At 73.6% G+C, this 20,721-nt stretch carries 18 protein-coding genes; 8 read left to right on the forward strand and 10 right to left on the reverse strand.

Translation table 11 applies throughout. The annotated features are described in order from the left end of the window. Positions 1-143: 143 nt before the first annotated feature. From GA0074692_RS32575 to GA0074692_RS32600, 6 genes are all read right to left on the reverse strand, one after another. Positions 144-545, reverse strand: coding sequence for a Fur family transcriptional regulator (locus GA0074692_RS32575; protein WP_091652032.1), 402 nt, complete (start codon positions 543-545; stop codon positions 144-146). A 76-nt stretch (positions 546-621) separates the two neighbouring features. Then, entirely contained in the window at positions 622-921 is a 300-nt protein-coding gene (locus GA0074692_RS32580; RefSeq protein ID WP_091652036.1) for an ArsR/SmtB family transcription factor, read from the reverse strand. A 43-nt stretch (positions 922-964) separates the two neighbouring features. Next, positions 965-1,831, reverse strand: a complete 867-nt coding sequence (locus tag GA0074692_RS32585; RefSeq protein WP_091654486.1) for a metal ABC transporter permease — start codon at positions 1,829-1,831, stop codon at positions 965-967. Then, positions 1,828-2,592: a metal ABC transporter ATP-binding protein gene (locus GA0074692_RS32590; protein ID WP_091652039.1), complete on the reverse strand. Its 765-nt coding sequence runs from the start codon at positions 2,590-2,592 to the stop codon at positions 1,828-1,830. Before GA0074692_RS32590 ends, GA0074692_RS32585 begins: the two co-directional genes overlap by 4 nt. Further along, on the reverse strand, positions 2,589-3,548 hold the full coding sequence (locus tag GA0074692_RS32595; RefSeq protein WP_091652043.1) for a metal ABC transporter substrate-binding protein: 960 nt from the start codon (positions 3,546-3,548) through the stop codon (positions 2,589-2,591). The genes GA0074692_RS32590 and GA0074692_RS32595 overlap by 4 nt, the downstream gene beginning before the upstream one ends. 248 nt (positions 3,549-3,796) lie before the next feature. Beyond that, a complete protein-coding gene (locus GA0074692_RS32600) occupies positions 3,797-4,054 on the reverse strand; it encodes a DUF6703 family protein (protein ID WP_091652046.1) in 258 nt (85 codons plus the stop codon). A gap of 28 nt (positions 4,055-4,082) precedes the next feature. On the opposite strand from GA0074692_RS32600, the gene GA0074692_RS32605 reads away from it, so the two are divergent. The 3 genes from GA0074692_RS32605 (at position 4,083) to GA0074692_RS32615 (ending at position 6,679) form a co-directional block, all read left to right on the forward strand. Next, positions 4,083-4,424: an antibiotic biosynthesis monooxygenase family protein gene (locus GA0074692_RS32605; protein ID WP_091652049.1), complete on the forward strand. Its 342-nt coding sequence runs from the start codon at positions 4,083-4,085 to the stop codon at positions 4,422-4,424. A gap of 99 nt (positions 4,425-4,523) precedes the next feature. Then, positions 4,524-4,997, forward strand: coding sequence for a hypothetical protein (locus tag GA0074692_RS32610; protein ID WP_091654488.1), 474 nt, complete (start codon positions 4,524-4,526; stop codon positions 4,995-4,997). Between the two features lie 302 nt (positions 4,998-5,299). Then, the gene (locus tag GA0074692_RS32615; protein WP_091652052.1) at positions 5,300-6,679 is read left to right on the forward strand and encodes a glycine--tRNA ligase; all 1,380 of its coding nucleotides are present in this window, start codon (positions 5,300-5,302) and stop codon (positions 6,677-6,679) included. Between the two features lie 134 nt (positions 6,680-6,813). Here GA0074692_RS32615 and GA0074692_RS32620 read toward each other — a convergent pair whose 3' ends face one another. Then, on the reverse strand, positions 6,814-7,767 hold the full coding sequence (locus GA0074692_RS32620; protein ID WP_091652055.1) for a type IV toxin-antitoxin system AbiEi family antitoxin domain-containing protein: 954 nt from the start codon (positions 7,765-7,767) through the stop codon (positions 6,814-6,816). Positions 7,768-7,981: 214 nt separating this feature from the next. Here GA0074692_RS32620 and dusB point away from each other — a divergent pair, with 214 nt between their 5' ends. Next, positions 7,982-9,148, forward strand: a complete 1,167-nt coding sequence (gene dusB, locus GA0074692_RS32625) for a tRNA dihydrouridine synthase DusB (RefSeq protein WP_091652063.1) — start codon at positions 7,982-7,984, stop codon at positions 9,146-9,148. A gap of 108 nt (positions 9,149-9,256) precedes the next feature. Here dusB and GA0074692_RS36630 read toward each other — a convergent pair whose 3' ends face one another. Further along, the gene (locus tag GA0074692_RS36630) at positions 9,257-12,196 is read right to left on the reverse strand and encodes an AfsR/SARP family transcriptional regulator (protein ID WP_091652067.1); all 2,940 of its coding nucleotides are present in this window, start codon (positions 12,194-12,196) and stop codon (positions 9,257-9,259) included. A gap of 213 nt (positions 12,197-12,409) precedes the next feature. Here GA0074692_RS36630 and GA0074692_RS32635 point away from each other — a divergent pair, with 213 nt between their 5' ends. Then, on the forward strand, positions 12,410-13,399 hold the full coding sequence (locus GA0074692_RS32635; protein WP_091652071.1) for a response regulator: 990 nt from the start codon (positions 12,410-12,412) through the stop codon (positions 13,397-13,399). Here the strand turns inward: GA0074692_RS32635 and GA0074692_RS32640 are convergent. Next, positions 13,330-14,967, reverse strand: coding sequence for a beta-N-acetylhexosaminidase (locus GA0074692_RS32640; RefSeq protein ID WP_245730570.1), 1,638 nt, complete (start codon positions 14,965-14,967; stop codon positions 13,330-13,332). The two genes, GA0074692_RS32635 and GA0074692_RS32640, sit on opposite strands and share 70 nt — an antisense overlap. Before the next feature lie 312 nt (positions 14,968-15,279). Between GA0074692_RS32640 and ppdK the strand changes: the two genes are divergently transcribed. After that, positions 15,280-18,015: a pyruvate, phosphate dikinase gene (gene ppdK, locus GA0074692_RS32645; protein WP_091654493.1), complete on the forward strand. Its 2,736-nt coding sequence runs from the start codon at positions 15,280-15,282 to the stop codon at positions 18,013-18,015. A 112-nt stretch (positions 18,016-18,127) separates the two neighbouring features. Here the strand turns inward: ppdK and GA0074692_RS32650 are convergent, their stop codons facing one another. Next, positions 18,128-18,631: a roadblock/LC7 domain-containing protein gene (locus GA0074692_RS32650; RefSeq protein WP_091652075.1), complete on the reverse strand. Its 504-nt coding sequence runs from the start codon at positions 18,629-18,631 to the stop codon at positions 18,128-18,130. A gap of 372 nt (positions 18,632-19,003) precedes the next feature. Here GA0074692_RS32650 and GA0074692_RS32660 point away from each other — a divergent pair, with 372 nt between their 5' ends. Beyond that, a complete protein-coding gene (locus GA0074692_RS32660) occupies positions 19,004-19,360 on the forward strand; it encodes a VOC family protein (RefSeq protein ID WP_091652085.1) in 357 nt (118 codons plus the stop codon). 5 nt (positions 19,361-19,365) lie between these two features. Next, positions 19,366-20,610, forward strand: coding sequence for a deoxyguanosinetriphosphate triphosphohydrolase (locus GA0074692_RS32665; RefSeq protein WP_091652091.1), 1,245 nt, complete (start codon positions 19,366-19,368; stop codon positions 20,608-20,610). Positions 20,611-20,721 lie beyond the last annotated feature (111 nt).

Consider the following 20,721-nt stretch of genomic DNA (forward strand, 5'->3'; position numbering starts at 1 on the left):
ACCGGCCAGTCGCAGACCGCGACGGCCGCCGGCCCAGGGTGCCCCGCTGCGGCCTGCGACGGCGGCCTGCGACGGCGGCCTGCGACGGCGGCCGCGACCCGGCCGGCAGGTCAGTCAGTGGGCGGCGCAGGCCGGCAGGTCGGTCAGTGGGCGGCGCAGGCCGGGCAGGTACCGAAGATCTCCAGGGTGTGGCTGACGTCGGAGTAGCCGTGCTGGGCGGCCACCCGGTCGGCCCAGGTCTCCACCGCCGGACCGGCGACCTCGACGGTACGTCCGCAGGTGCGGCAGACCAGGTGGTGGTGGTGCCCCTCGCTGCACCGCCGGTAGAGGTGCTCACCGCCGGGCGGGCGCATCACGTCGATCTCGCCCGCGTCGGCCAGCCCCTGCAACGTCCGGTAGACGGTGGTAAGGCCGACCCGCTCGCCCCGCTCGCGGAGCATCGCGTGCAGGTCCTGCGCGCTGTGGAAGCCCTCCACCTCGGCGAGCAGCGCGCTGACCGCCGTACGCTGCCGGGTGTTGCGGACGACCGTACCGGTCTCGCTCACGCCGTCGCCCCCTCTGCGCCGACGCCGATGCGGGACCGGACCTCGACGGTCCGCTCGCTCTGGTCGCTCTGGTCGCTCAAGACCCCTCCCCGGCGTGGCTGACCGCGTCCGCCACGATGTGCGCGACGTGCTCGTCGACCAGGGTGTAGGCGATCTCCCGACCCCGTCGGGAGCCGCGCACCACGCCGGCTCCGCGCAGCACCCGCAGGTGCTGGGAGACCAGCGGTTGCGCCGCGCCGAGCTTCTCTACCAGCTCGTGGACACAGCGTTCACCCTGGGCGAGCTCGCTGACGATGGCCAGCCGGATCGGCGCGGCCAGGGCGCGTAGCAGGTCTCCCGCACCCTCGTACGCGTCGTAGCCGTTGCTGCTGGTCACTCTGCAACGGTAACCAATGCCGGCGCGCCCGGGGGGACCAGGATCAACTCAGCACCACCTCGTGCGGCTCAGCCTGGGCCGGCGCGGCCGGGGTACGCCGTCGGCGCACCGTCCGCCAGGCCGCCGCCCCCACCGCCACGACGAGGAAGGACGCTATCGCGAGCACCACCACCGACGCGCCCGGGGCGGTGTCGGCGACCGCCGCCACCCAGACGCCGCTGCCAGCGGCCAGCAGGCCGACCGTCATCGCCATCGCCATCGTGCTCCGGAAACCCCGGGTGACCTGCTGCGCGGTGGCCACCGGCACGACCATCAGCGCACTGATCAGCAGGACGCCCACCGCCCGCATGGCGATCGTGACGGTCACCGCCGTGGTCACCGCCAGCAGCAGGTTGAGCGTACGGACCGGTAGGCCGGACACCCGGGCGTACTCCTCGTCGTGGCAGACCGCGAAGAGCGCCGGGCGCAGCGCGACCATGGCGACCAGCACCGCCACGCCGAGCACCGCGATGGTGATCAGGTCGGTGCGGGAGGTGGTGGTCAACGCGCCGAACAGGTATGCGTTGAGGTTGGCGCTGCTGGCGTCGGAGAGCCCGACCAGCATCACGCCGCCGGCGATGCCGCCGTAGAAGAGCAGCGCCAGCGCCAGGTCGCCGGAGGTGCGCCCGCGGGCCCGGACCAGCTCGATGACGACCGCGCCGAGCGCTGCGGCGGCCACCGCCATGAGCACCGGCGACTGGTTGAACAGCAGGCCGGCCCCGACGCCGGTCAGCGCGACATGGCCGATCCCGTCGCCGATGAGTGCCAGCCGCCGCTGCACCAGGTAGATCCCGAGCGCGGGGGCGGCCAGACCGATGATCAGCGCGCCGACCAGGGCGCGCAGCATGAAGTCGTACTGGAAGAGGCTCACGGGGCGCTCCACAGCCCGGCGGGCTCCTCGGGACCGTGCGGGTGCACGTGGTCGTGGTCGGGATCCGCGTGGTGGCCGGCCGGCTCCGGGACCGCGCCGTCGTGCGCGATGCCGCCCTGGTGGACGACCACCGCCCGGTTGATCAGCGGGCGCAGCGGACCCAGTTCGTGGGCGACCAGCAGCACCGTCCCGCCGCCGTCGACGAACCCGCGCAGCGCCCCGGCGAACGCCTCCTGGCTGACCGCGTCCACCCCGGCGGTCGGCTCGTCGAGCACCAGCAGTTCGGGCCGGCCGGCCAGCGCCCGCGCGATCAGAGTGCGCTGCTGCTGTCCGCCGGAGAGGGTCGCCACCGGGTCACCGGCCCGGTCGGCGAGGCCGACCGCGCGCAGCGCCTCGGCGACCGCCTCCCGGTCGGCGCGGCCGGCCGGGCGCAGGACGCCCCGTCGGGCCAGTCGCCCGGAGGCGACCACCTCGGCCACCGTCGCCGGTACGCCGCTGCCGGCGCCCAGCCGCTGCGGGACGTACCCGACGCGGTGCCACTGCCGGAAGCGGCGCAGTTCGGTGCCGAAGAGGGTGACCTGCCCGGCGCTGAGCGGCACCAGCCCGAGCACCGTGCGGACCAGGGTGGACTTGCCGGAGCCGTTGGCGCCGAGGATGGCGACGACCTCACCGGCGGTGACGGTCAGCGAGACGTCGCGAAGCACGGGGCGGCCGTCGTAGCCGACCACCCCGTGCGTCACGGTGACGACGGACCCGCTCACGAGCAGCCCAACGCTGTCCGGAGGGTCTGCAGGTTGCTGCGCATCACCGAAAAATAGTCCCCGTCCGCGTTCTCTGCCGAGAGCCCCTCGATCGGGTCCAGTACGGCGGTCTTCGCCCCGACCTCGCGGGCGATGGTCTCGGCGACCTTCGGGCTGACCAGCGTCTCGAAGAAGATCGTGGTGGCCTGGTGCTCGCGGGCCTCCTCGGTGACCTCGGCGAGGCGCTGTGGCGACGGCTCGTTCTCCGGGGTCAGGCCGGAGAGGCCGATCTGCTCCAACTGGTAGCGCTCGGTCAGGTAGCCGAAGGCGGTGTGGCTGACCACGAGTTCCCGCCGCTGGCAGGTCTTCAGTCCCTGGGCGTACTCGGTGTCCAGTTTCTCCAGCTCGGTACGCAGCGCCTTCGCGCGGGCGGTGTAGTCGGCGGCGTGGTCCGGGTCAGCCTTGCCGAGCCGCTCGGCAAGCTTCTCGCCGATGGTGGCCAGCCGGGTCGGGTCGAGCCAGACGTGCGGGTCCTTGCCGCCGCCCTCCTCCTCGGAGTGCTCCTCCCCGCCGGGCTCCCCCTCGTGGTCGTGCCCGCCGGCCGCCGCGTCCAGGAGCGGCTGCACGGTCGTCACGTCGAAGGCCCGGTCCCCGCCGTTCTGGTCGACCGCCTCGTCCACGGCCGGCTGGAAGCCCTTGAGGTAGACGATCAGCTCAGCCTCGCTGACCTGACCCACCTGCCCCGGGTTCAGTTCCAGGTCGTGCGGCTCCGCGCCGGGCTTCGCCAGGTTGGCCACGGTGACCGCGTCCCCGCCGACCCGCTCGCTGACGAACTCCAGGGGGTAGAAGGCGGCGACCACGTCGACCCGCTCCGGGTCGTTGCCGGACGCCCCGTCGGAGCAGGCGGTGACCGCACCGAGGGCGAGCAGGGCGGTGGTCGTGGCGGCCAGGACGCGAGGAGTGGAGCGGCTGTTCATGGTCACCACCTTCCGCTGCAACGACAATGATTGTCAAAAACGCATGCTTGCATGCGAGGGGCGGCGGCGTGAGGAGGGTGAGGCGGTGGGAGGGGTGAGGTGGTAGCAGGGGTCCCCTGTTACCGCATTTTGATGAGGAGGGGACCCCTGCAACCACCCGAAGCAGGCGCGCGGGCGCGCGGGCGTCCGGGCGCGCAGCGTGCAGGGCGGGAGGCGCCCGCCGGGGTGCAGGTGCGAGGCGGGGCCGCTCAGAGCAGCTTGGCGAGGGCGACGGCGACCAGCAGGGTGAGCATGAGCAGCCGGATCAGCCGGGTAGCCGGGCGCTGCACCGGCCAGGTCAGTCTGAGCAGCGCCACCAGCCCGGCGGCCAGCAGCAGGAGCAGCACCCCGCCCGCGACGCCCGGCGTGAGCAGGCCCACCAGCACCAGAGCCAGCGCGGCCAGGAACACCCCGGTCGGGTTCACCCGGGACAGACGGGCCAGCAGGGGGCTCTGCGTACGCTGCATCCCACAGACTCTACGAGGAGGACGCCCGGTGCTCGTCACCAACCGGTTCGTGGTCGACGAAGACGTCGCCCCCGCCTTCACCGAGCGGGCGCACGCCGCCCTCGCCGCGCTCGCCGCCCGCCCCGGTTACCTGCGGGGGGAACTGCTGCGCGCGCTCGACGACCCACGACACTGGTGCCTGCTGACCGAGTGGGAGTCGGTCGGGGCGTACCGGCGGGCACTGGGCGGGTTCGATGTCAAGGTCCAGGCGACGCCGCTGCTGGCCGAGTCGGTCGACGAGCCCTCGGCGTACGAGACACTGGCCAGTGCCGGACCGGACGGCGCGGTGACGATCTCCACGAGCGATCGGGCTGCTGGTCCCTACCGCTGACCCCCGGGCACTACCCTCTCGGGTATGACCGCACCCGGACCGGCAGCCCCCTCGCCGTACCCCGTGCTGCCCGGCCCCGGCGGGCCGGAGGGGCACGGTGTGCCCGCACCACCGGCCGGCCCCGGGGTCGCCCCGCCGTTCGCCGCCCCACCCACCGAGGGACGCAGCACCCGGATGTGGCTCGGCCTCGGCGCCGGCGGGCTCGCCCTGCTGCTCTGCTGCGGCGGCGGGGCGGCGGCCGTGATCGGGCTGGCGGTGGCCGGCACCCAGGCACTGGACGAGCAGGGCCGCGCGGTGACCGGCGACTACTACGGCGCGCTCGTCGACGACCGGTACACCGAGGCGTACGACCTGCTCTGCCGCGACCTCAGGGAACGCGAGTCCCGGACGGAGTTCGAGCGGCGGGTCACCGCCGAGCCGACGATCGCCTCCTACCGGGTCGGCGACGTCAACCTGAACGACCTCACCGTGCCGGTCGACGTGACCCTCGACGGGGGCGGCCAGGAGGCCCAACTGGTGATCCTGGCGCAGAACAGCAGCACCGGGCGGCTCGAGGTCTGCGGAGTCAGCTGACCGGCGACGCGGACGCCGGGCGGGCACGCCGAAGGTGGCGGCCCGGGTTCAGTGGACGGCGGCCGGGCACGCCGAAGGGTGGCGGCCCGGGTTCGGTGGACGGCGGCTGGGCGCGCCGAGGGTGGCGGCCCGGGTTCGGTGGACGGCGGCTGGGCGCGCCGAGGGTGGCAGCCCGCCGGGCAGGCGGGCAGCTCACCGCGAGTATTCTCCTGGGCTCGGGGCGGCGGTGGTCGTACCGTGGTCCCGAACCTGTCCGTAACACTCCCTGTCCCCGCCGACCGCCAGTCGGCGTAGGAGGAAACATGCCTGCCGACCGTATCGACGCCATCGTCAGCCTCGCCAAGCGCCGGGGCTTCGTCTTCCCCTCTAGCGAGATCTACGGGGGTACCCGGTCGGCGTGGGACTACGGTCCGCTCGGCGTGGAACTCAAGGAGAACGTCCGCCGCCAGTGGTGGCGGACCATGGTCCAGCAGCGCGACGACGTGGTGGGCCTCGACTCCGCGGTGATCCTGTCCCGCGACGTCTGGGCCGCCTCCGGCCACCTGGACGCCTTCGTCGACCCGCTGACCGAGTGCCAGTCCTGCCACAAGCGGTTCCGGGCGGACCACCTCGAGGAGGCGTACGAGGCCAAGCACGGCAAGCCGCCGGTCTCGCTGGCCGAGCTGAACTGCCCCAACTGCGGCAACAAGGGCACCTTCACCGAGCCGAAGATGTTCAACGGCCTGATGAAGACCTACCTCGGCCCGGTGGAGAGCGAGGAGGGGCTGCACTACCTGCGGCCGGAGACCGCGCAGGGCATCTTCGTCAACTACAAGAACGTGGAGACGGTCGCCCGCAAGAAGCCGCCGTTCGGCATCGCGCAGACCGGCAAGTCGTTCCGCAACGAGATCACCCCGGGCAACTTCATCTTCCGTACGCGGGAGTTCGAGCAGATGGAGATGGAGTTCTTCGTCGAGCCGGGCACCGACGAGCAGTGGCACGAGTACTGGCTTCAGCAGCGCTGGGACTGGTACATCGACCTCGGCCTCTCCGAGGAGAACCTGCGCTTCTACGAGCACCCCAAGGAGAAGCTCTCGCACTACTCGAAGCGGACCGTCGACATCGAGTACCGGTTCCGCTTCGGCGGCACCGAGTTCGCCGAGCTGGAGGGCGTCGCCAACCGGACCGACTTCGACCTCTCCACGCACAGCAAGCACTCCGGCGTCGACCTGTCCTACTTCGACCAGACCAAGGGCGAGCGCTGGATGCCGTACGTGATCGAGCCGGCTGCCGGCCTCACCCGGGCCGTGCTCGCCTTCCTCCTCGAGGCGTACGACGTCGACCAGGCGCCGAACGCCAAGGGCAAGATGGAGGAGCGTACGGTGATGCGCTTCGACCCGCGGCTGTCCCCGGTCAAGGTGGCGGTGCTGCCGCTGTCCCGCAACGAGGCGCTCTCGCCCAAGGCCAAGGCCCTCGCCGCCGACCTGCGTAAGCGCTGGGTGGTCGAGTTCGACGACTCGCAGGCGATCGGCCGCCGCTACCGCCGGCAGGACGAGATCGGCACCCCGTACTGCGTCACCGTCGACTTCGACACCCTCGACGACAACGCGGTCACCGTACGGGACCGGGACACCATGACCCAGGAGCGCGTCTCCCTCGACCAGGTGGAGCGTTACCTGATCGAGCGCCTCCCCGGCTGCTGAGCGACAGCGGCGCTGGATTGTCGGGTGGTAGCAGGGGTCCCTTGTTACCGCATTTTGCGGAGCAGGGGTCCCCTGCAGGCACCTCAGAACAAGCGGCGTCCCGCGACGGGGGCCTCCTGCCCGCCGGGGGAGCGTCAGCGGGCTGGCGACACCACGACTCCGACGCTGACGCCCAGCCCGCGTCGGAAGCGGTAGGCGTCCTCGACGGTCCGCCGCACCTGATCCGCCGCGCCACGGATGTGCGCCGGGGTGAAGTGCAGGACGAGGATGCCGCGCCGACCCAGCTCGTTGTGCCGGCGCAGCGTCCGGGACCAGTCCTCGGGTGAGAAGTGGAACTCCCGCGAGTCCACCTCCAGGGCCACCGCGGCGTCGTCGAGGTATCCGTCCGGCGTGGGTAACACGCTGCCGTCCGTGGTCCGTAGCTGCGGATTCCAGTGGATCTCCGGCAGCACCCGGCTGGTACCGAGGCACTGTCGCAGCTCTGCCTCCGGTGCCGACCGCACACCGGCGACGACCTCCGCGAACGCCCGGCGGACCAGCGCGGTGCAGCTCCGCCGGGCCCGTCTGATCTCCTCGTCGAGCGAGGTCAGGTCGGTGAACTCCCGCTGGATCGCTTCGGTCACGATGGCCCGCACCGGCCGGATCTGGCGCAGGCGGCGGGCCGCGTCCACCACCGCCCGGGCCGGCGAGCAGACCGGGTAGAGCCGGGTGCGCCGGGCCCGTGCGTCCAGGGCGAGCGCCCGGGTGATCACCACGTGACCGGTCGAGCGGCGGCGCGCTTGGTGCGGCACGACCAGGTGGACGTCCGACGTACGGGGAGCCTGGCGGAAGCCGTACCAGGTCAGTGCGGCCAGGCCGGTGACCTGGGCGTCCGGTCCCGCGTAGAGCGCCGCGGCGATCCGCCGTTGCTCGTCGGTCAACGTGCCGCTGACCAGGGCGTAGGTGGCCGGGAGGACGCGTTGCCAGATGCCCCGTTTGGCCTGGCGGCACATGTGGTTGTCGTCGAACCCGGCGGCGAGCAGTTGCGCGCGGGTGACGATCTGGTGCTGGAGTTGCGTGGTCTCGTCGAGGGTGCGGCGCTGGTCCATGCCCGCAGGTTGCCTGCGTGCCGGGTACTCCGTCCGCCCCACCGGCCCGGGCTGTGGACAACCGGGGCTCCTGTGGATGAGCCCCGCTGCCCAACCGATCTGTGCTATGGGCGCGGACCCGCTGCGGCGGGTGGTTGCCGGGGCTCCGGGTGGTTGCAGGGGTCCCCTGCTACGCAAAAAGCGGTAACAGGGGACCCCTCCTTACACTTGAGCGGTGAGTGGAGCAGGGGTGTCGGGTGGCTTGCGGGTGGGGCGGCACGAGGTGTGGCCGCCGGTGGTGCTCGCGCCGATGGCCGGCATCACGAATGTCGGGTTCCGCCGGCTCTGTCGGGAACAGGGCGGTGGTATCTACGTCTGCGAGATGATCACCACCACGGCCCTGGTCGAGCGCAACCCGAAGACACTGCGCATGATCGCCTTCGGGCCCGAGGAGCGACCGCGCAGCCTCCAGCTCTACGGCACCGACCCGGAGACCACCGCCGCGGCCGTCCGGATCGTGGTGGAACGGGACCTCGCCGACCACATCGACCTGAACTTCGGCTGCCCGGTGCCGAAGGTCACCCGCCGGGGCGGCGGCGCGGCACTGCCGTGGCGGCGCCGGCTCTTCGCCCGGCTGGTGAGGGCCGCCGTGGACGCCGCGTCACCCGCCGGAGTGCCGGTCACCGTCAAGATGCGTAAGGGCATCGACGACGACCACCTGACGTACGTCGAGGCCGGGCTGGCCGCCCAGGACGCCGGGGTCGCCTGGGTGGCCCTGCACGGGCGGACGGCCGCACAGCGCTACTCCGGCACCGCCGACTGGGACGCCATCGCCACCCTCAAGCAGGCGCTCGACGTCCCGGTGCTCGGCAACGGCGACATCTGGGAGGCTGAAGACGCGCTGCGGATGGTCGCCCACACCGGGGTCGACGGGGTGGTGATCGGGCGCGGCTGCCTCGGCCGGCCCTGGCTCTTCGCCGACCTGCACGCCGCGTTCGACGGCCGGCCGGAGCGGCGGCTGCCCACCCTCGGCGAGGTGGCGATGACCATGCGCCGCCACGCCGCGCTGCTGGTGGAACAGTTCAGCGCCGGGTCGCGGACGCCGGCCCGGGGCGAGCGGGACGGCTGCACCGACTTCCGCAAGCACGTCGCCTGGTACCTGAAGGGCTTCCCGGTCGGCGGGGAGCTGCGCCGCTCGCTCGCCATGATCGACAGCCTCGCGCAGCTCGACGACCTGCTCGGCAAGCTCGACCCGGCGGAGCCGTTCCCGCTCGGCGCGCTCGGCCAGCCCCGGGGTCGGACCAACTCGCCGGGCAAGGTGTTCCTGCCCGACGGTTGGCTGGCCAGCCGGGACGACGACACCGTCCCCGAGGGCGCCGAACTGGCCGACTCCGGCGGCTGACCGGTTCCGGTTCAGTTCGGCGGCGTGGGGGTGTCGGTGGCCGTCCGGTGGTTGCAGGGGTCCCCTCCTCATCACCAGGCGGTAACAGGGGACCCCTGCTACCTCCTGCTACCTCCGGGCGGGCACGGTGTCGGCGGCCAATCGGTCGACGAATGCGCGTACCGCCGCCCGGTCCATGGTCAGCCCGGCCTGGCGGGCCTGGGCGTACGCGGCCGGGGAGAGCGCGGAGGTGACCGCCGCGATCTCCCGGGGGCTGTCGTACGGGTCCATCAGCTCAGGGGAGTAGCCGACCCGGCCCCCGATGCCCGCCACCGCGCCGAGCAGGACCGCGCCGTCGGCCGCGCGTCCGGTCATACCGAGCGTGCCGGCGAGCAGGTGCAGGGCGGCCAGCCAGCCGGTGACGTCCGCCAACTCGTCCAGCCCCCGGGTCGCCACCAGCGCCGCCTCGTACGCGTCGTCGGTCGCCCCGGCGTCGGCCGCCACCTTGGCCCGGAACCAGTGCGAGTTGCTGACCGACCAGCGGTAGCCGATCCGGGTGCCGATCCGGATCGCCTCGTCCAGGGTCGCCGTGGCGGTGTCCAGGTCGCCCCGGGCCCGGGCCAGGTAGCCGTTGGTGGACAGCGCCTCGGAGAGCAGCCAGTCCACCCCGGACTCGCGGGCGTGGCGTACCCCGTTCTCCCCGGCGGCCGCCGCAGCCGCGGCCTGGCCCCGCATGGCCAGGTAGTACGACTCGTAGATGTAGGCGCGGGCGACCGGCGCGGGGTCGTCGACGGTCCGGGCCAGGTCGAGCGCCGCCCGGTTCGCCGCCCCGCTCTCCTCCAGCCGTCCGGCGAGGTAGAGCAGGGAGGCCAGGGCGGTCAGGGCCCGGGCCCGGTCGATCGGGGACGCCTCCGGAACCGCGTCGATCGTCTCCCGGAGCCAGCGCACGCCCTCCCGCAGGTGGCCCCGGTGGTACCAGTACCAGGACAGGTCAGTGGCCAGCCGCATGCCCGCGAGCGGCTGGCCGGCGGCGAGGGCGAACGCCAGGGCCGCTCGGGTGTTGGCCTGCTCGGCGGCGAGGGTGCGGTACCAGTGTGGCGCTTCGGGTCCGCGTAGCCCTTGGTCGGCGGTGCGGGCCAGGGCCAGGGCCCAGTCCAGGTGCCGGTGCCGCAGCCGCTGCCGGTCGTCCGGGCCGAGCAGCCGGTCGGCGTACGCGCGGAGGATCTCCAACATCCGGTAGCGGCGCGTGGTGCTGCCGGCCGGGGTGGTCGCCACCAGCGAACCGGTGATCAGGCCGGTGAGCGGGGTGAGGACGTCTGCGCCCGCGCCGGCCACCGTCTCGGCGGCGTCCAGGTCGAAGGTGTCGGCGAAGACGCTGAGCCGGGCGAACAGGTCCCGCTGGGCGCCGTCCAGCAGCCGGTAGCTGTTGTCGATGGTCCGTTCCAGGCTGCGGTGCCGGTCCGGCAGGTCCGACCGGGTGCTGGTGATGGCCAGGGACCGGCCGAGCCGGTCGAGGATCTGGACCGGCGAGAGGACGGTGAGCTGGGCGGCGGCCAGTTCGACGGCGAGCGGCAGACCGTCCAGTCGGGCACAGATCCGGGTCACGACCTCCCGGTCCGCCGGGCCGCACGACCAGTCCGGGGCGACTGCGGCGGCCCGGTCGAGGAAGAGTTCCACCGCCGTCGTGTCGACCGGTAGCGGCGGCACCGGGAAGCGGCGCTCGCCGCCCACCTCGAGCGGACGTTGGCTGGTCGCCAGGACGCGCAGGCCGGGCAGGTCGGTGAGCAGCCGCAGGGTGACGTCGGCGAGCGCCCCGGTCAGGTGTTCGCAGTTGTCCAGCAGCAGCACGGCCTCGGCGTCACCGACGGCTGCCACCAGGGCGTCCAGGTCGGAGAGGACGGCCAGGCCGAACGCCTGCGCGACGGTCGCCTCCAGCAGGGCGGCGTCGTGCAGGCCGGCCAGTTCGACCACGTGCACCGGCCGGGTGAGTCGGCGGCACACCTCCCGCGCGAGGCGGGTCTTCCCGCCGCCGCCCGGTCCGGTGAGCGTGACCAGCCGGTGCGTCTCCAGCAGTCGCCGGACCTCGGCCAGCTCGTGGTCCCGTCCGACGAACCGGTCCAGGGGCAGCACCAGCCGGGACCGGGCCGGCGGCGCGAGGGCGGCCCGCGCCGTCGGAGCCGGGGCGGTGGGACCGGCGACCGACCCGGTCCCCGCCGACCCGGTCCCCGCCGACCCGGTCCCCGCCGGCGCGGTGCCGACCGGCACGGCCAACCCGGCCGCCGGCGGTACGGTGCCGACCGGCACGGATGACCCGGCCGCCGACGGTACGGTGAGCAGCTCCGGATCCTGCCGCAGGATCGCCTGGGCGAGCGTGGCCAGGTCGTCCCCCGGGTCGAGGCCGAACTCGTCGACGAGCAGCCGCCGCGCCTCGTGGTACGTGGCCAGGGCCTCGCTCTGCCGGCCGTCCCGGTACAGCGCGAGCATCAGGTGCGCGACGCCCCGTTCCCGCAGCGGCTGGTCGGCGACGAGCGCGCGGGCCGCGGCGACGCCGCCAGTGACGTCCCCGAGGGCGAGCATCGCCTCGACCCGTGCCTCGGCGGCGACCAGGCGCAGCTCCCCGAGGCGGGCGATCTCCGCCTGGGCGAAGGGCGCGTCGCCTACGTCGAGCAGGGCCGGTCCCCGCCACAGGGCGAGCGCCTCCTCGACGGCCCGGTGGCCGGCCCGGGGGTCCCCGGCGGCCAGAGCCGTGCGCCCCTCGGCGAGGAGCCGCTCGAACCGGCCCCCGTCGATCAGGTCCGGGGCGGCGACGAGCCGGTAGCCGGCGGGGTGCCGGCACAGGGTCTCGGCCCCGAGCACCCGGCGCAGCCGGGACACGTAGGTCTGGAGCGCGTTCACCGCGCTCGGTGGCGGCTGGTCACCCCAGACTGCGTCGACGAGGCCCTCCACCGAGACGATCCGGTTCGCATCCAGCAGCAGCGCGGCCAGCGCCGCCCGTGGCTTGGGGCCACCGATGGCGAGACTCCGCCCGCCCTCGGTGACCTCGGTCGGCCCCAGGATCCAGAACTCCACGCTTCCCCCTCACGGCCACCGGCCGTCCCCGCCGACGGTCCATGTCGCACAGTCGTCGGCTCTAGACCCCGACGCGTCGATGCTTCCGGATGGTTGCCAGCGTTCTGCACGCGGATTGCGAGTGGTTTCTGACAGTCTCGCCACCGCACGTCCGGCTTTCCCCCACCCCCGTCCCCGCCGGACCCGTAACTTCCCGGAGCACGAGGTGGAGAGATGGCCGCAGTGGTGTCGCAGGTGAGCGCGGAGGGACGGGCGCGACCTGCCCGGGACCCAGCTGCGGACGTACCGGTGGAGGACCCACGGCGGTCGGTGCGGCGTCGCGTCGTACGAGGGGGACCGGAGGTGGCGCGGCACCTGGCCGTGGTGCCGCTCGGCCCGGAGCCGACCAGCCCGGCCGGCGGCCCTGGAACCAGCCCGGCCGGGACCAGAACCAGTCCGGGTACCCGGTTGGCCGGCGGTCCGGGAACCGGCCTGGTCGTGACCGGAGACCCGGCGGATGTAGCCATCCGGGTGGTGGTGGTCGACGACCATCCGGTCTTCCGGCTCGGGCTGGCGGCCCTGCTCGGCTCGCTGTCCGACCTGGGGGTGATCGGTGCCGCCGACGACGTCGACGGCGCGCTCGCCCTGGTGGACCGGCACCGGCCGGACGTGGTGGTCATCGACCCGCACCTGGCCGGTGGGGCCGGCGTGGCGGTCGTCCGGGACATCGTGACCCGGTACCCCGACACCGGGGTGCTGGTGGTCACGATGCTCGACGACGACGAGTCGGTGTTCGCCGCGCTGCGCGCCGGGGCCCGGGGCTACCTGCTCAAGGGGGCCGCCCCGGCCGAGTTGGAGCGGGCGGTCCGGGCGGTGGCCAATGGTGAGGTGCTGCTCGGCCCCCGGGTCGCCGCCCGCGCGGTGGGGCGGCTCGCCGGCGGCCGTACGGCCGGTCCGCCGCCCCTGCCCGAGCTGACCGGGCGCGAGCGCGAGGTGCTGGACCTGGTCGCCCAGGGGTTGACCAACGTGCTCGCCGCCCGGCGGCTCGGGCTGAGCCCGAAGACGGTTCGCAACCATCTCTCCAATGTGCTGCACAAGCTCCAGGTCACCGACCGCAGCGAGGCCGTCCGACGGGCCCGGCAGGCCGGGCTCGGTCAGCTCTCCGGTACGCGGGGCGCGGGCACGGCGGCCACCGGCCAGGGCACCTCGGGAGAGCGGTGGTAGGTGGTGCCGGTGGTCTCCCAGCGTGGCCCCTGGGCGGCCAGCCGGCGACGGAACCCGGCCCAGTCGTGCCCGGCGCGCGGTGACCAGCCGAGTTCGGCGACGGCGGGCAGCCGGGGCAGGAGCAGGTACTCGAGGTCCGCGCGCGAGGTGACGAACTCCGTCCACAGTGGCGCACAGACGCCGAGCACCGCCTCGGCCGGCACGTCGGCCAGGTAGCCGGCCGGGTCCCAGTCGTACGCCTGGTGCACGTCGATGGTGCCGGCCCAGTCGTGCCCGATCGGGCTGTCCGGGGTGTACCGCATGTCCAGGTAGGACCGGTTGGCGGGGGACATCACCAGCCGCGCGCCACGGCGGACCGCGTCGGCGACCATCGGGTCGTCGGCGGTCGTCCCCCAGTACTGGAGGACGCGGCCCGGGGAGTGCGCCGCCGGGGCGATCTGGTGCCAGCCCAGCACGGTCTTCCCGGTGTCGACGACGATCCGCTGCGCCCGGTCGACGAACCGGGCGTACGCGTCGTCCGGCACCTTGAACGCCTCGTCCCCACCGAGGTGCAGGTACGGGCCGGGGGTGAGCGCGGCGACCTCGCCGAGCACGTCGGCGATGAACGAGTAGGTCAGCTCGCGGTCCGGGTCGAGGTAGCTGAAGCCGACGTCGGTGCCGGTGTACGGCGGGGGCGTCACCCCGTCCGGCGCGAGCTTCCCGTACGCGGTCAGCGCCGCGTGGGTGTGCCCGGGCAGGTCGATCTCCGGCACCAGGGTGACGTGCCGCTGCGCCGCGTACTCGACGATCCGCCGGTAGTCGGCCTGGCTGTACCACCCGCCGGGGGCGCCGCCGACCGCCGTGGCGCCGCCGACCTCGGCCAGCCGGGGCCAGGAGTCGATGGCGATCCGCCAACCCTGGTCGTCGGTGAGGTGCAGGTGCAGATGGTTGAGCTTGTACCGGGCGAGTTGGTCGACGACCCGCAGCACCTCGTCCACGCCGAAGAAGTGCCGGGCCACGTCGAGCATTGCGCCCCGGTAGCCGAACCGAGGGTGGTCGGTGATCGTGCCGCCGGGCAGCACCCAGGGTCCGGGCACCGGGGTCGGGCTCTCCACGGCGGCGGGGAGGAGCTGGCGCAGGGTCTGCACCCCGTGGCCGAGCCCGGCCGGGGTGGAGGCGGTGAGGCGTACCCCGTCGGGGGTGATGTCGAGCCGGTACCCCTCGGGGCCGAGCCCCGGGTCGGCCAGGGCCAGGGTGATCGCGCCGGCGGTCGGGGCGGCCGGGTCGACGGTGACCGGCAGCGGATGACCGGTGGCCGGCCGGAGCAGGGCGGCGAGCCGGTCGGCCTCGGCGCGGGCCGCCGGCTCGACGCGGATCACGGTGTCGGCGGTGAGCGGGAAGTCGGCGTGCGGGTCCGGCCGGACGCTGGCCGGCACCGGCAGCACGTCGCCGAGCGCGACCGTGGCGGCCCGACGGGAGATGCCGGTGACGGAGGTGGCGGTCACGCCGTCCGCGCTGGCCGGCGTGGCGAGCGGATCCGGGCCGGCGGGGTCGGCTGGCGGGGCGGGGGAGGAGGGGGTGGCGGACACGAAGGCCTCCGGTGGGGGTGTAACTGCGACGCTTCTGGCAAAACGCGCATCCGTGTAGTTGGCCCGCCAAGCGTACGAGAGGATGGCTGAGCTGCGTGAACGTGCGCATGGAAGCGTTCCCACCAACCGGTACGAACGCGTACAGTCGTGATGACTGTGCCGATTGTCACCAGATGGTCCCGGCCCCCCGTCTGGTCGCTTAGCCTTCGCCCACCGGTGCTCGTCCGCCCCGGGATTACCAGCAGGTGACCTCGGGGTACATGGGCGGCTGAACCTTCGTTAAGTGTCGACGGCGTGCGCGTGGAGGGTCTGGTGGCAGTGCAGGGAACCGTGGAACGCAAGTACGTCTACGACTTCGCCGAGGGCAACAAGGACCTCAAGGACCTGCTCGGCGGCAAGGGGGCGAACCTGGCGGAGATGACCAACCTCGGTCTCCCCGTCCCGCCCGGGTTCACCATCACCACCGAGGCGTGCCAGGCGTACCTCGCCAGCGGCCGGGAGCCGGACGGCCTGGCGGACCAGGTCGCCGCCCGGCTGGCGGCCCTGGAAGGGGCGATGGGCAAGCGCCTCGGCGACCCGGACGACCCGCTGCTGGTCTCGGTCCGCTCCGGGGCGAAGTTCTCCATGCCCGGCATGATGGAGACCGTCCTGAACGTCGGCCTCAACGACCGCAGCGTGGTCGGGCTGGCCCGGCAGGCCACCGGCTCCGGAGACCAGGCGGACCCCGTCGGCGGGGAACGGTTCGCCTGGGACTCGTACCGCCGGCTGATCCAGATGTTCGGCAAGACCGTCTGCGAGGTGCCGGGGGAGGAGTTCGAGCACGCCCTCGACGAGGCCAAGCACGCCCGGGGCACCCGCGACGACCTCGACTTGGGCGCGGACGACCTGCACGGGCTGGTCGAGGCGTACAAGAAGATCTTCCGGAAGCACACCGGGCGGGACTTCCCGCAGGACCCGCGCGAGCAGCTCGACCTGGCCGTCCGCGCGGTCTTCGACTCGTGGAACGCCGAGCGGGCGGTGCTCTACCGGCGGCAGGAACGCATTCCCGCCGACCTCGGCACGGCGGTCAACGTGTGTTCGATGGTCTTCGGCAACCTCGGCTCGGACTCCGGCACCGGGGTCGCCTTCACCCGTGACCCGGCCAGCGGCGCGCAGGGCATCTACGGCGACTACCTGGCCAACGCCCAGGGCGAGGACGTGGTCGCCGGCATCCGCAACACCGTCCCGTTGCAGGAGCTGGAGCGGCTCGACAAGAAGTCCTACGACGAGCTGCTGGACATCATGGCCCGGCTGGAACGGCACTACCACGATCTGTGCGACATCGAGTTCACCATCGAGCGGGGCAAGCTCTGGATGCTCCAGACCCGGGTCGGCAAGCGCACCGCGGCGGCGGCCTTCGTGATCGCCGGCCAGCTCGTCGACGAGGGGCTGATCGACCTGGACGAGGCGGTGCACCGGGTCAACGGGGCACAGCTCGCCCAGCTCATGTTCCCCCGGTTCCAGCTCGACCACGAGTTCCAGGCGGTGGCCCGGGGCATCGGGGCGTCGCCGGGCGCGGCCGTCGGCAAGGTGGTCTTCACCTCCGCCCGCGCGGTCGAACTGGCCGCCGAGGGGGAACGGGTGATCCTGGTCCGCCGGGAGACCAACCCGGACGACCTCCAGGGCATGATCGCCGCCCAGGGCATCCTCACCTCCCGGGGCGGCAAGACCAGCCACGCCGCGGTGGTCGCCCGAGGTATGGGCAAGACCTGCGTCTCCGGCGCGGACGCGCTGGAGGTGAACGTCCCGGCGCGGCGGTTCACCGTCGCCGGGCAGACCGTCGCCGAGGGCGACGTGGTGTCCATCGACGGCACCACCGGCAACATCTACCTCGGCGAGGTGCCGGTGATGCCGTCCGAGGTGGTGCAGTACTTCGAGGGCACCCTCGACCCGGAGCGGACCGACGACGCGCTGGTCCGGTCCGTACACCGGGTCATGACGCACGCCGACCAGCGGCGGCGGCTGGCGGTCCGGGCGAACGCCGACACCGGCGCGGACGCCGCCCGGGCCCGGCGCTTCGGCGCGCAGGGCATCGGGCTCTGCCGCACCGAGCACATGTTCCTCGGCGACCGGCGGGAACTGGTCGAGCGGCTGATCCTGGCCCGCACCGACGACGAGCGGGAGACGTCGCTCGCCGCGCTGCTGCCGTTGCAGCGGGCCGACTTCATGGAGATCTTCCGCGAGATGGACGGGCTGCCGGTCACCGTGCGGCTGATCGACCCGCCGCTGCACGAGTTCCTGCCCCCGCTGGAGCAACTCGCAGTGAACGTCGCGGTCGCCCAGGAGCGGGGCGAGGACGTGGCGAAGGAGGAGGCGCTGCTCGCCGCCGTGCGGCGGATGCACGAGGAGAACCCGATGCTCGGCCTGCGGGGCGTCCGGCTCGGTCTGGTCATCCCCGGCCTGTTCGCGATGCAGGTCCGGGCGATCACCGAGGCCGCCGTGGCGTGCGCCCGCGACGGCGTCACCGCGCGACCCGAGATCATGGTCCCGCTGGTCGGCGCGGTCCAGGAGCTGGAGACGGTACGCGCCGAGGCAGAGAAGATCATCGCCGAGGTGGTCGGGGAGGGCGGCGTCGAGGTGCTGATCGGCACCATGATCGAGGTGCCCCGGGCGGCGCTCACCGCCGGCCAGATCGCCGAGGCCGCCCAGTTCTTCTCCTTCGGCACCAACGACCTGACCCAGATGGGCTGGGGCTTCTCCCGGGACGACGTCGAGGGGGCGTTCTTCTGGCGTTACCTGGAGCTGGGCATCTTCGGCATCTCGCCGTTCGAGTCGCTGGACAGGGACGGGGTCGGTCGGCTGGTGCGGATCGCCGCCGAGGAGGGTCGGGCCGCCCGGCCGGACCTGAAGCTCGGGGTCTGCGGAGAGCACGGCGGTGACCCGGACTCGGTGCACTTCTTCCACCAGGTCGGGCTGGACTACGTCTCCTGCTCGCCGTTCCGGGTGCCGATCGCCCGGCTGGAGGCGGGCCGCGCGGCGGTCGAGACCAGCGGTTCCGACAGCCGCTGACGGCGTACTCGTTAGCTGGTCGAGGCGGCGACGGCCGTGCCGCCCGCGTCCGGGATGGTCTCCGGCGCGGGCGGCGAGCTGCCGGCACCGGTGGGGACCACCTCCCCGCCGGTCAGATCAGCGGGCGGTGCCAACGGTTGTGTTCGGTGTGGCGGCGCAGGGGGTTCGTCGGAATCGTGGCCATCGGCGTGCGCACGGCGAGCGGACCGGCCATGATCGCCGGCTGGGGTTCGTCGTAGCCCCGGCGGTGGGCGTCGAACACCCCACCGGTACGCCGGGCCACCGCCCGCGCCTCCTCGCGCAGCTCCTCCGGGTCGGCGTCCGGACCGGCGACCAGGGTGAGCAGCGCGTGTTGCCCGGCCGGGTAGATCACCACCTGCCCGTCCGTGGTGCGGACCACGTGCTCCCGGAACTCGCCCCGGGTGGCCGCCTGGGCGAACCGCTGGCCGAGCCCGAAGCTCGCGGCGGCGAGGGCGGCGAGGTGGGCCGCCTCCGTCGCCGGCAGGTCGCTGGCGATCAGCAGGCCGTCCGTGCCGGCCAGGACCGCGCCGCAGACCTCCGGCCGGCGCGACCGCAGCCGGCTCAGCTCCGCGTCCATCAGGGTGCCAGCGTCCACGATCGCCCTCCCCAGGGTCGCTCCGACGCACCGGCCGGCGACGCCGGTGACGTTCCGCTTCTGGCAAGCTACCGCCGGCCACCGAAGGCCGCGAGCCCGTAACGGCCCGCGATCGGTCCGCAACCGGAGTCCGAACGGCCGATGCGCCGTCGGCCGAACGGCGGCGGCCCGGCCCGGTGTCCGCCGAACGGTGCCGGCCGGTCCGGGGTACGCCGAACGCGGCAACCGGTCCGGGGTACGCCGAACGGCGGCGACCGGCCCGGAGCGCCGAACGGTGGCGGTGGCGCGGTTCGGGCCTCGTCGCCGAGCCGCACTGCCGGGGCGGGCGTAACCTGGGCTGGCCGGTGACACCTGTCCGGTGAAGGAGGTCCGATGACCAGCGTCTGGGAGAGCCTGACGATCGACGCCGAGGATCCGGCCCGGCTGGCCCGCTGGTGGGCCGAGGCGCTCGGCTACCAGGTCGTCCACGAGCGACCCGACGCGGTGGAGATCCGGGCCTCGGCGGAGCGGACACCGGCGATCGTGTTCGTCCCGGTCACCGAGGGCAAGAGCACGAGGAACCGGCTCCGCCTCGACCTGCGCCCCGACGACCAGGAGGCCGAGGTGGAACGGCTGGTGGACATGGGGGCGCGGCACGTCGACGTCGGGCCGGACGAGCCCGGGTGGACGATGCTCGCCGACCCCGAGGGCAACGAGTTCCGCGTCCTGCGGCAGCGCGAACCGGACTGAGCGCGGTGGGTTCCGACGTCGGCGGCGATCCGGCGGACACCGCGCGGTGGGTGCCCGAGTCGCCCAAGGACACCGGCTACGGCCGTGGCCCGTACGAGCGGGACCGGGCGCGGGTGCTGCACTCGGCGGCGTTCCGTCGGCTCGCCGCCAAGACCCAGGTGCACACCGCCGGCACCGACGACTTCCTGCGGACCCGGCTCACCCACTCGCTCGAGGTGGCGCAGATCGCCCGTGAGATGGGCGCCCGCCTGGGCTGCGACCCGGACGTGGTGGACACCGCCGGGCTCGCCCACGACCTCGGGCATCCACCCTTCGGGCACAACGGCGAGGCGGCGCTCGACGGACTGGCCGCCGACTGCGGCGGCTTCGAGGGCAACGCGCAGACCCTGCGGGTGCTCACCCGGCTGGAGGCCAAGGTGCTCGGCCCGGACGGCTGCTCGGCCGGACTCAACCTGACCCGCGCCTCCCTCGACGCGGTTGCCAAGTACCCCTGGCCCCGCCGGGCCGGCGAACGCAAGTTCGGGGTCTACCCGGACGACTGGCCGGTCTTCGACTGGCTGCGTACGGGCGCGCATGCCGACCGGCGCCGCTGCCTGGAGGCGCAGGTGATGGACTGGGCCGACGACGTGGCGTACTCGGTGCACGACGTGGAGGACGGCATCCACGGCGGCTACCTGACGCTCCGACCGCTGCTGCGGGACGCCGACGAGCGGGCCGCCCTCTGCGTCGACGTGGCCGAGGTCTACTCCGCCGAGAGCGCCGCCGACCTCGGCACGGTCCTGGTCGACCTGCTCGCCGATCCGGTGCTCGGGCCGGTCGTCGACTACGACGGCAGCCATCGGGCACAGGTTGCGTTGAAGGCCACGACCAGCACGCTCACCGGACGGTTCGTCGCGGAGGCGGTCCGCGCCACCCGGGACCGCCACGGCCCCGGCCCGCACCGTCGCTACGCCGCCGACCTGGTCGTCCCCCGGTGGGTCCGCGCCCAGTGCGCGCTGCTCAAGGGCATCGCCCTGCGGTACGTGATGCGCCGGTCCGGCGCGGAGGCCCGGTACGCCCGGCAGCGGGAGGTGCTCGCCGACCTGGTCGGGGTGCTCGCCGACCGGGGCGCGGACGCCCTGGACCCGGTCTTCGCCCCGCTGTGGCGGACCGCCCCGGACGACGTAGCCCGGCTGCGGGTGGTCGTCGACCAGGTCGCCTCGCTCACCGACCCGGCGGCGGTCGCCTGGCACACCCGCCTGCTCGGCTGACTCGCCAGGGGTGGCCGGGGCCATCCAACTGGTGGGGGCTGAGCCACCGCCGCCAGCCGGGTCTGCCGGACGGACCGGAAGCCGACTGGGCCCGCCGACTGACTTAGGTTA

Source organism: Micromonospora pallida (assembly GCF_900090325.1).
Taxonomy (GTDB): domain Bacteria; phylum Actinomycetota; class Actinomycetes; order Mycobacteriales; family Micromonosporaceae; genus Micromonospora; species Micromonospora pallida.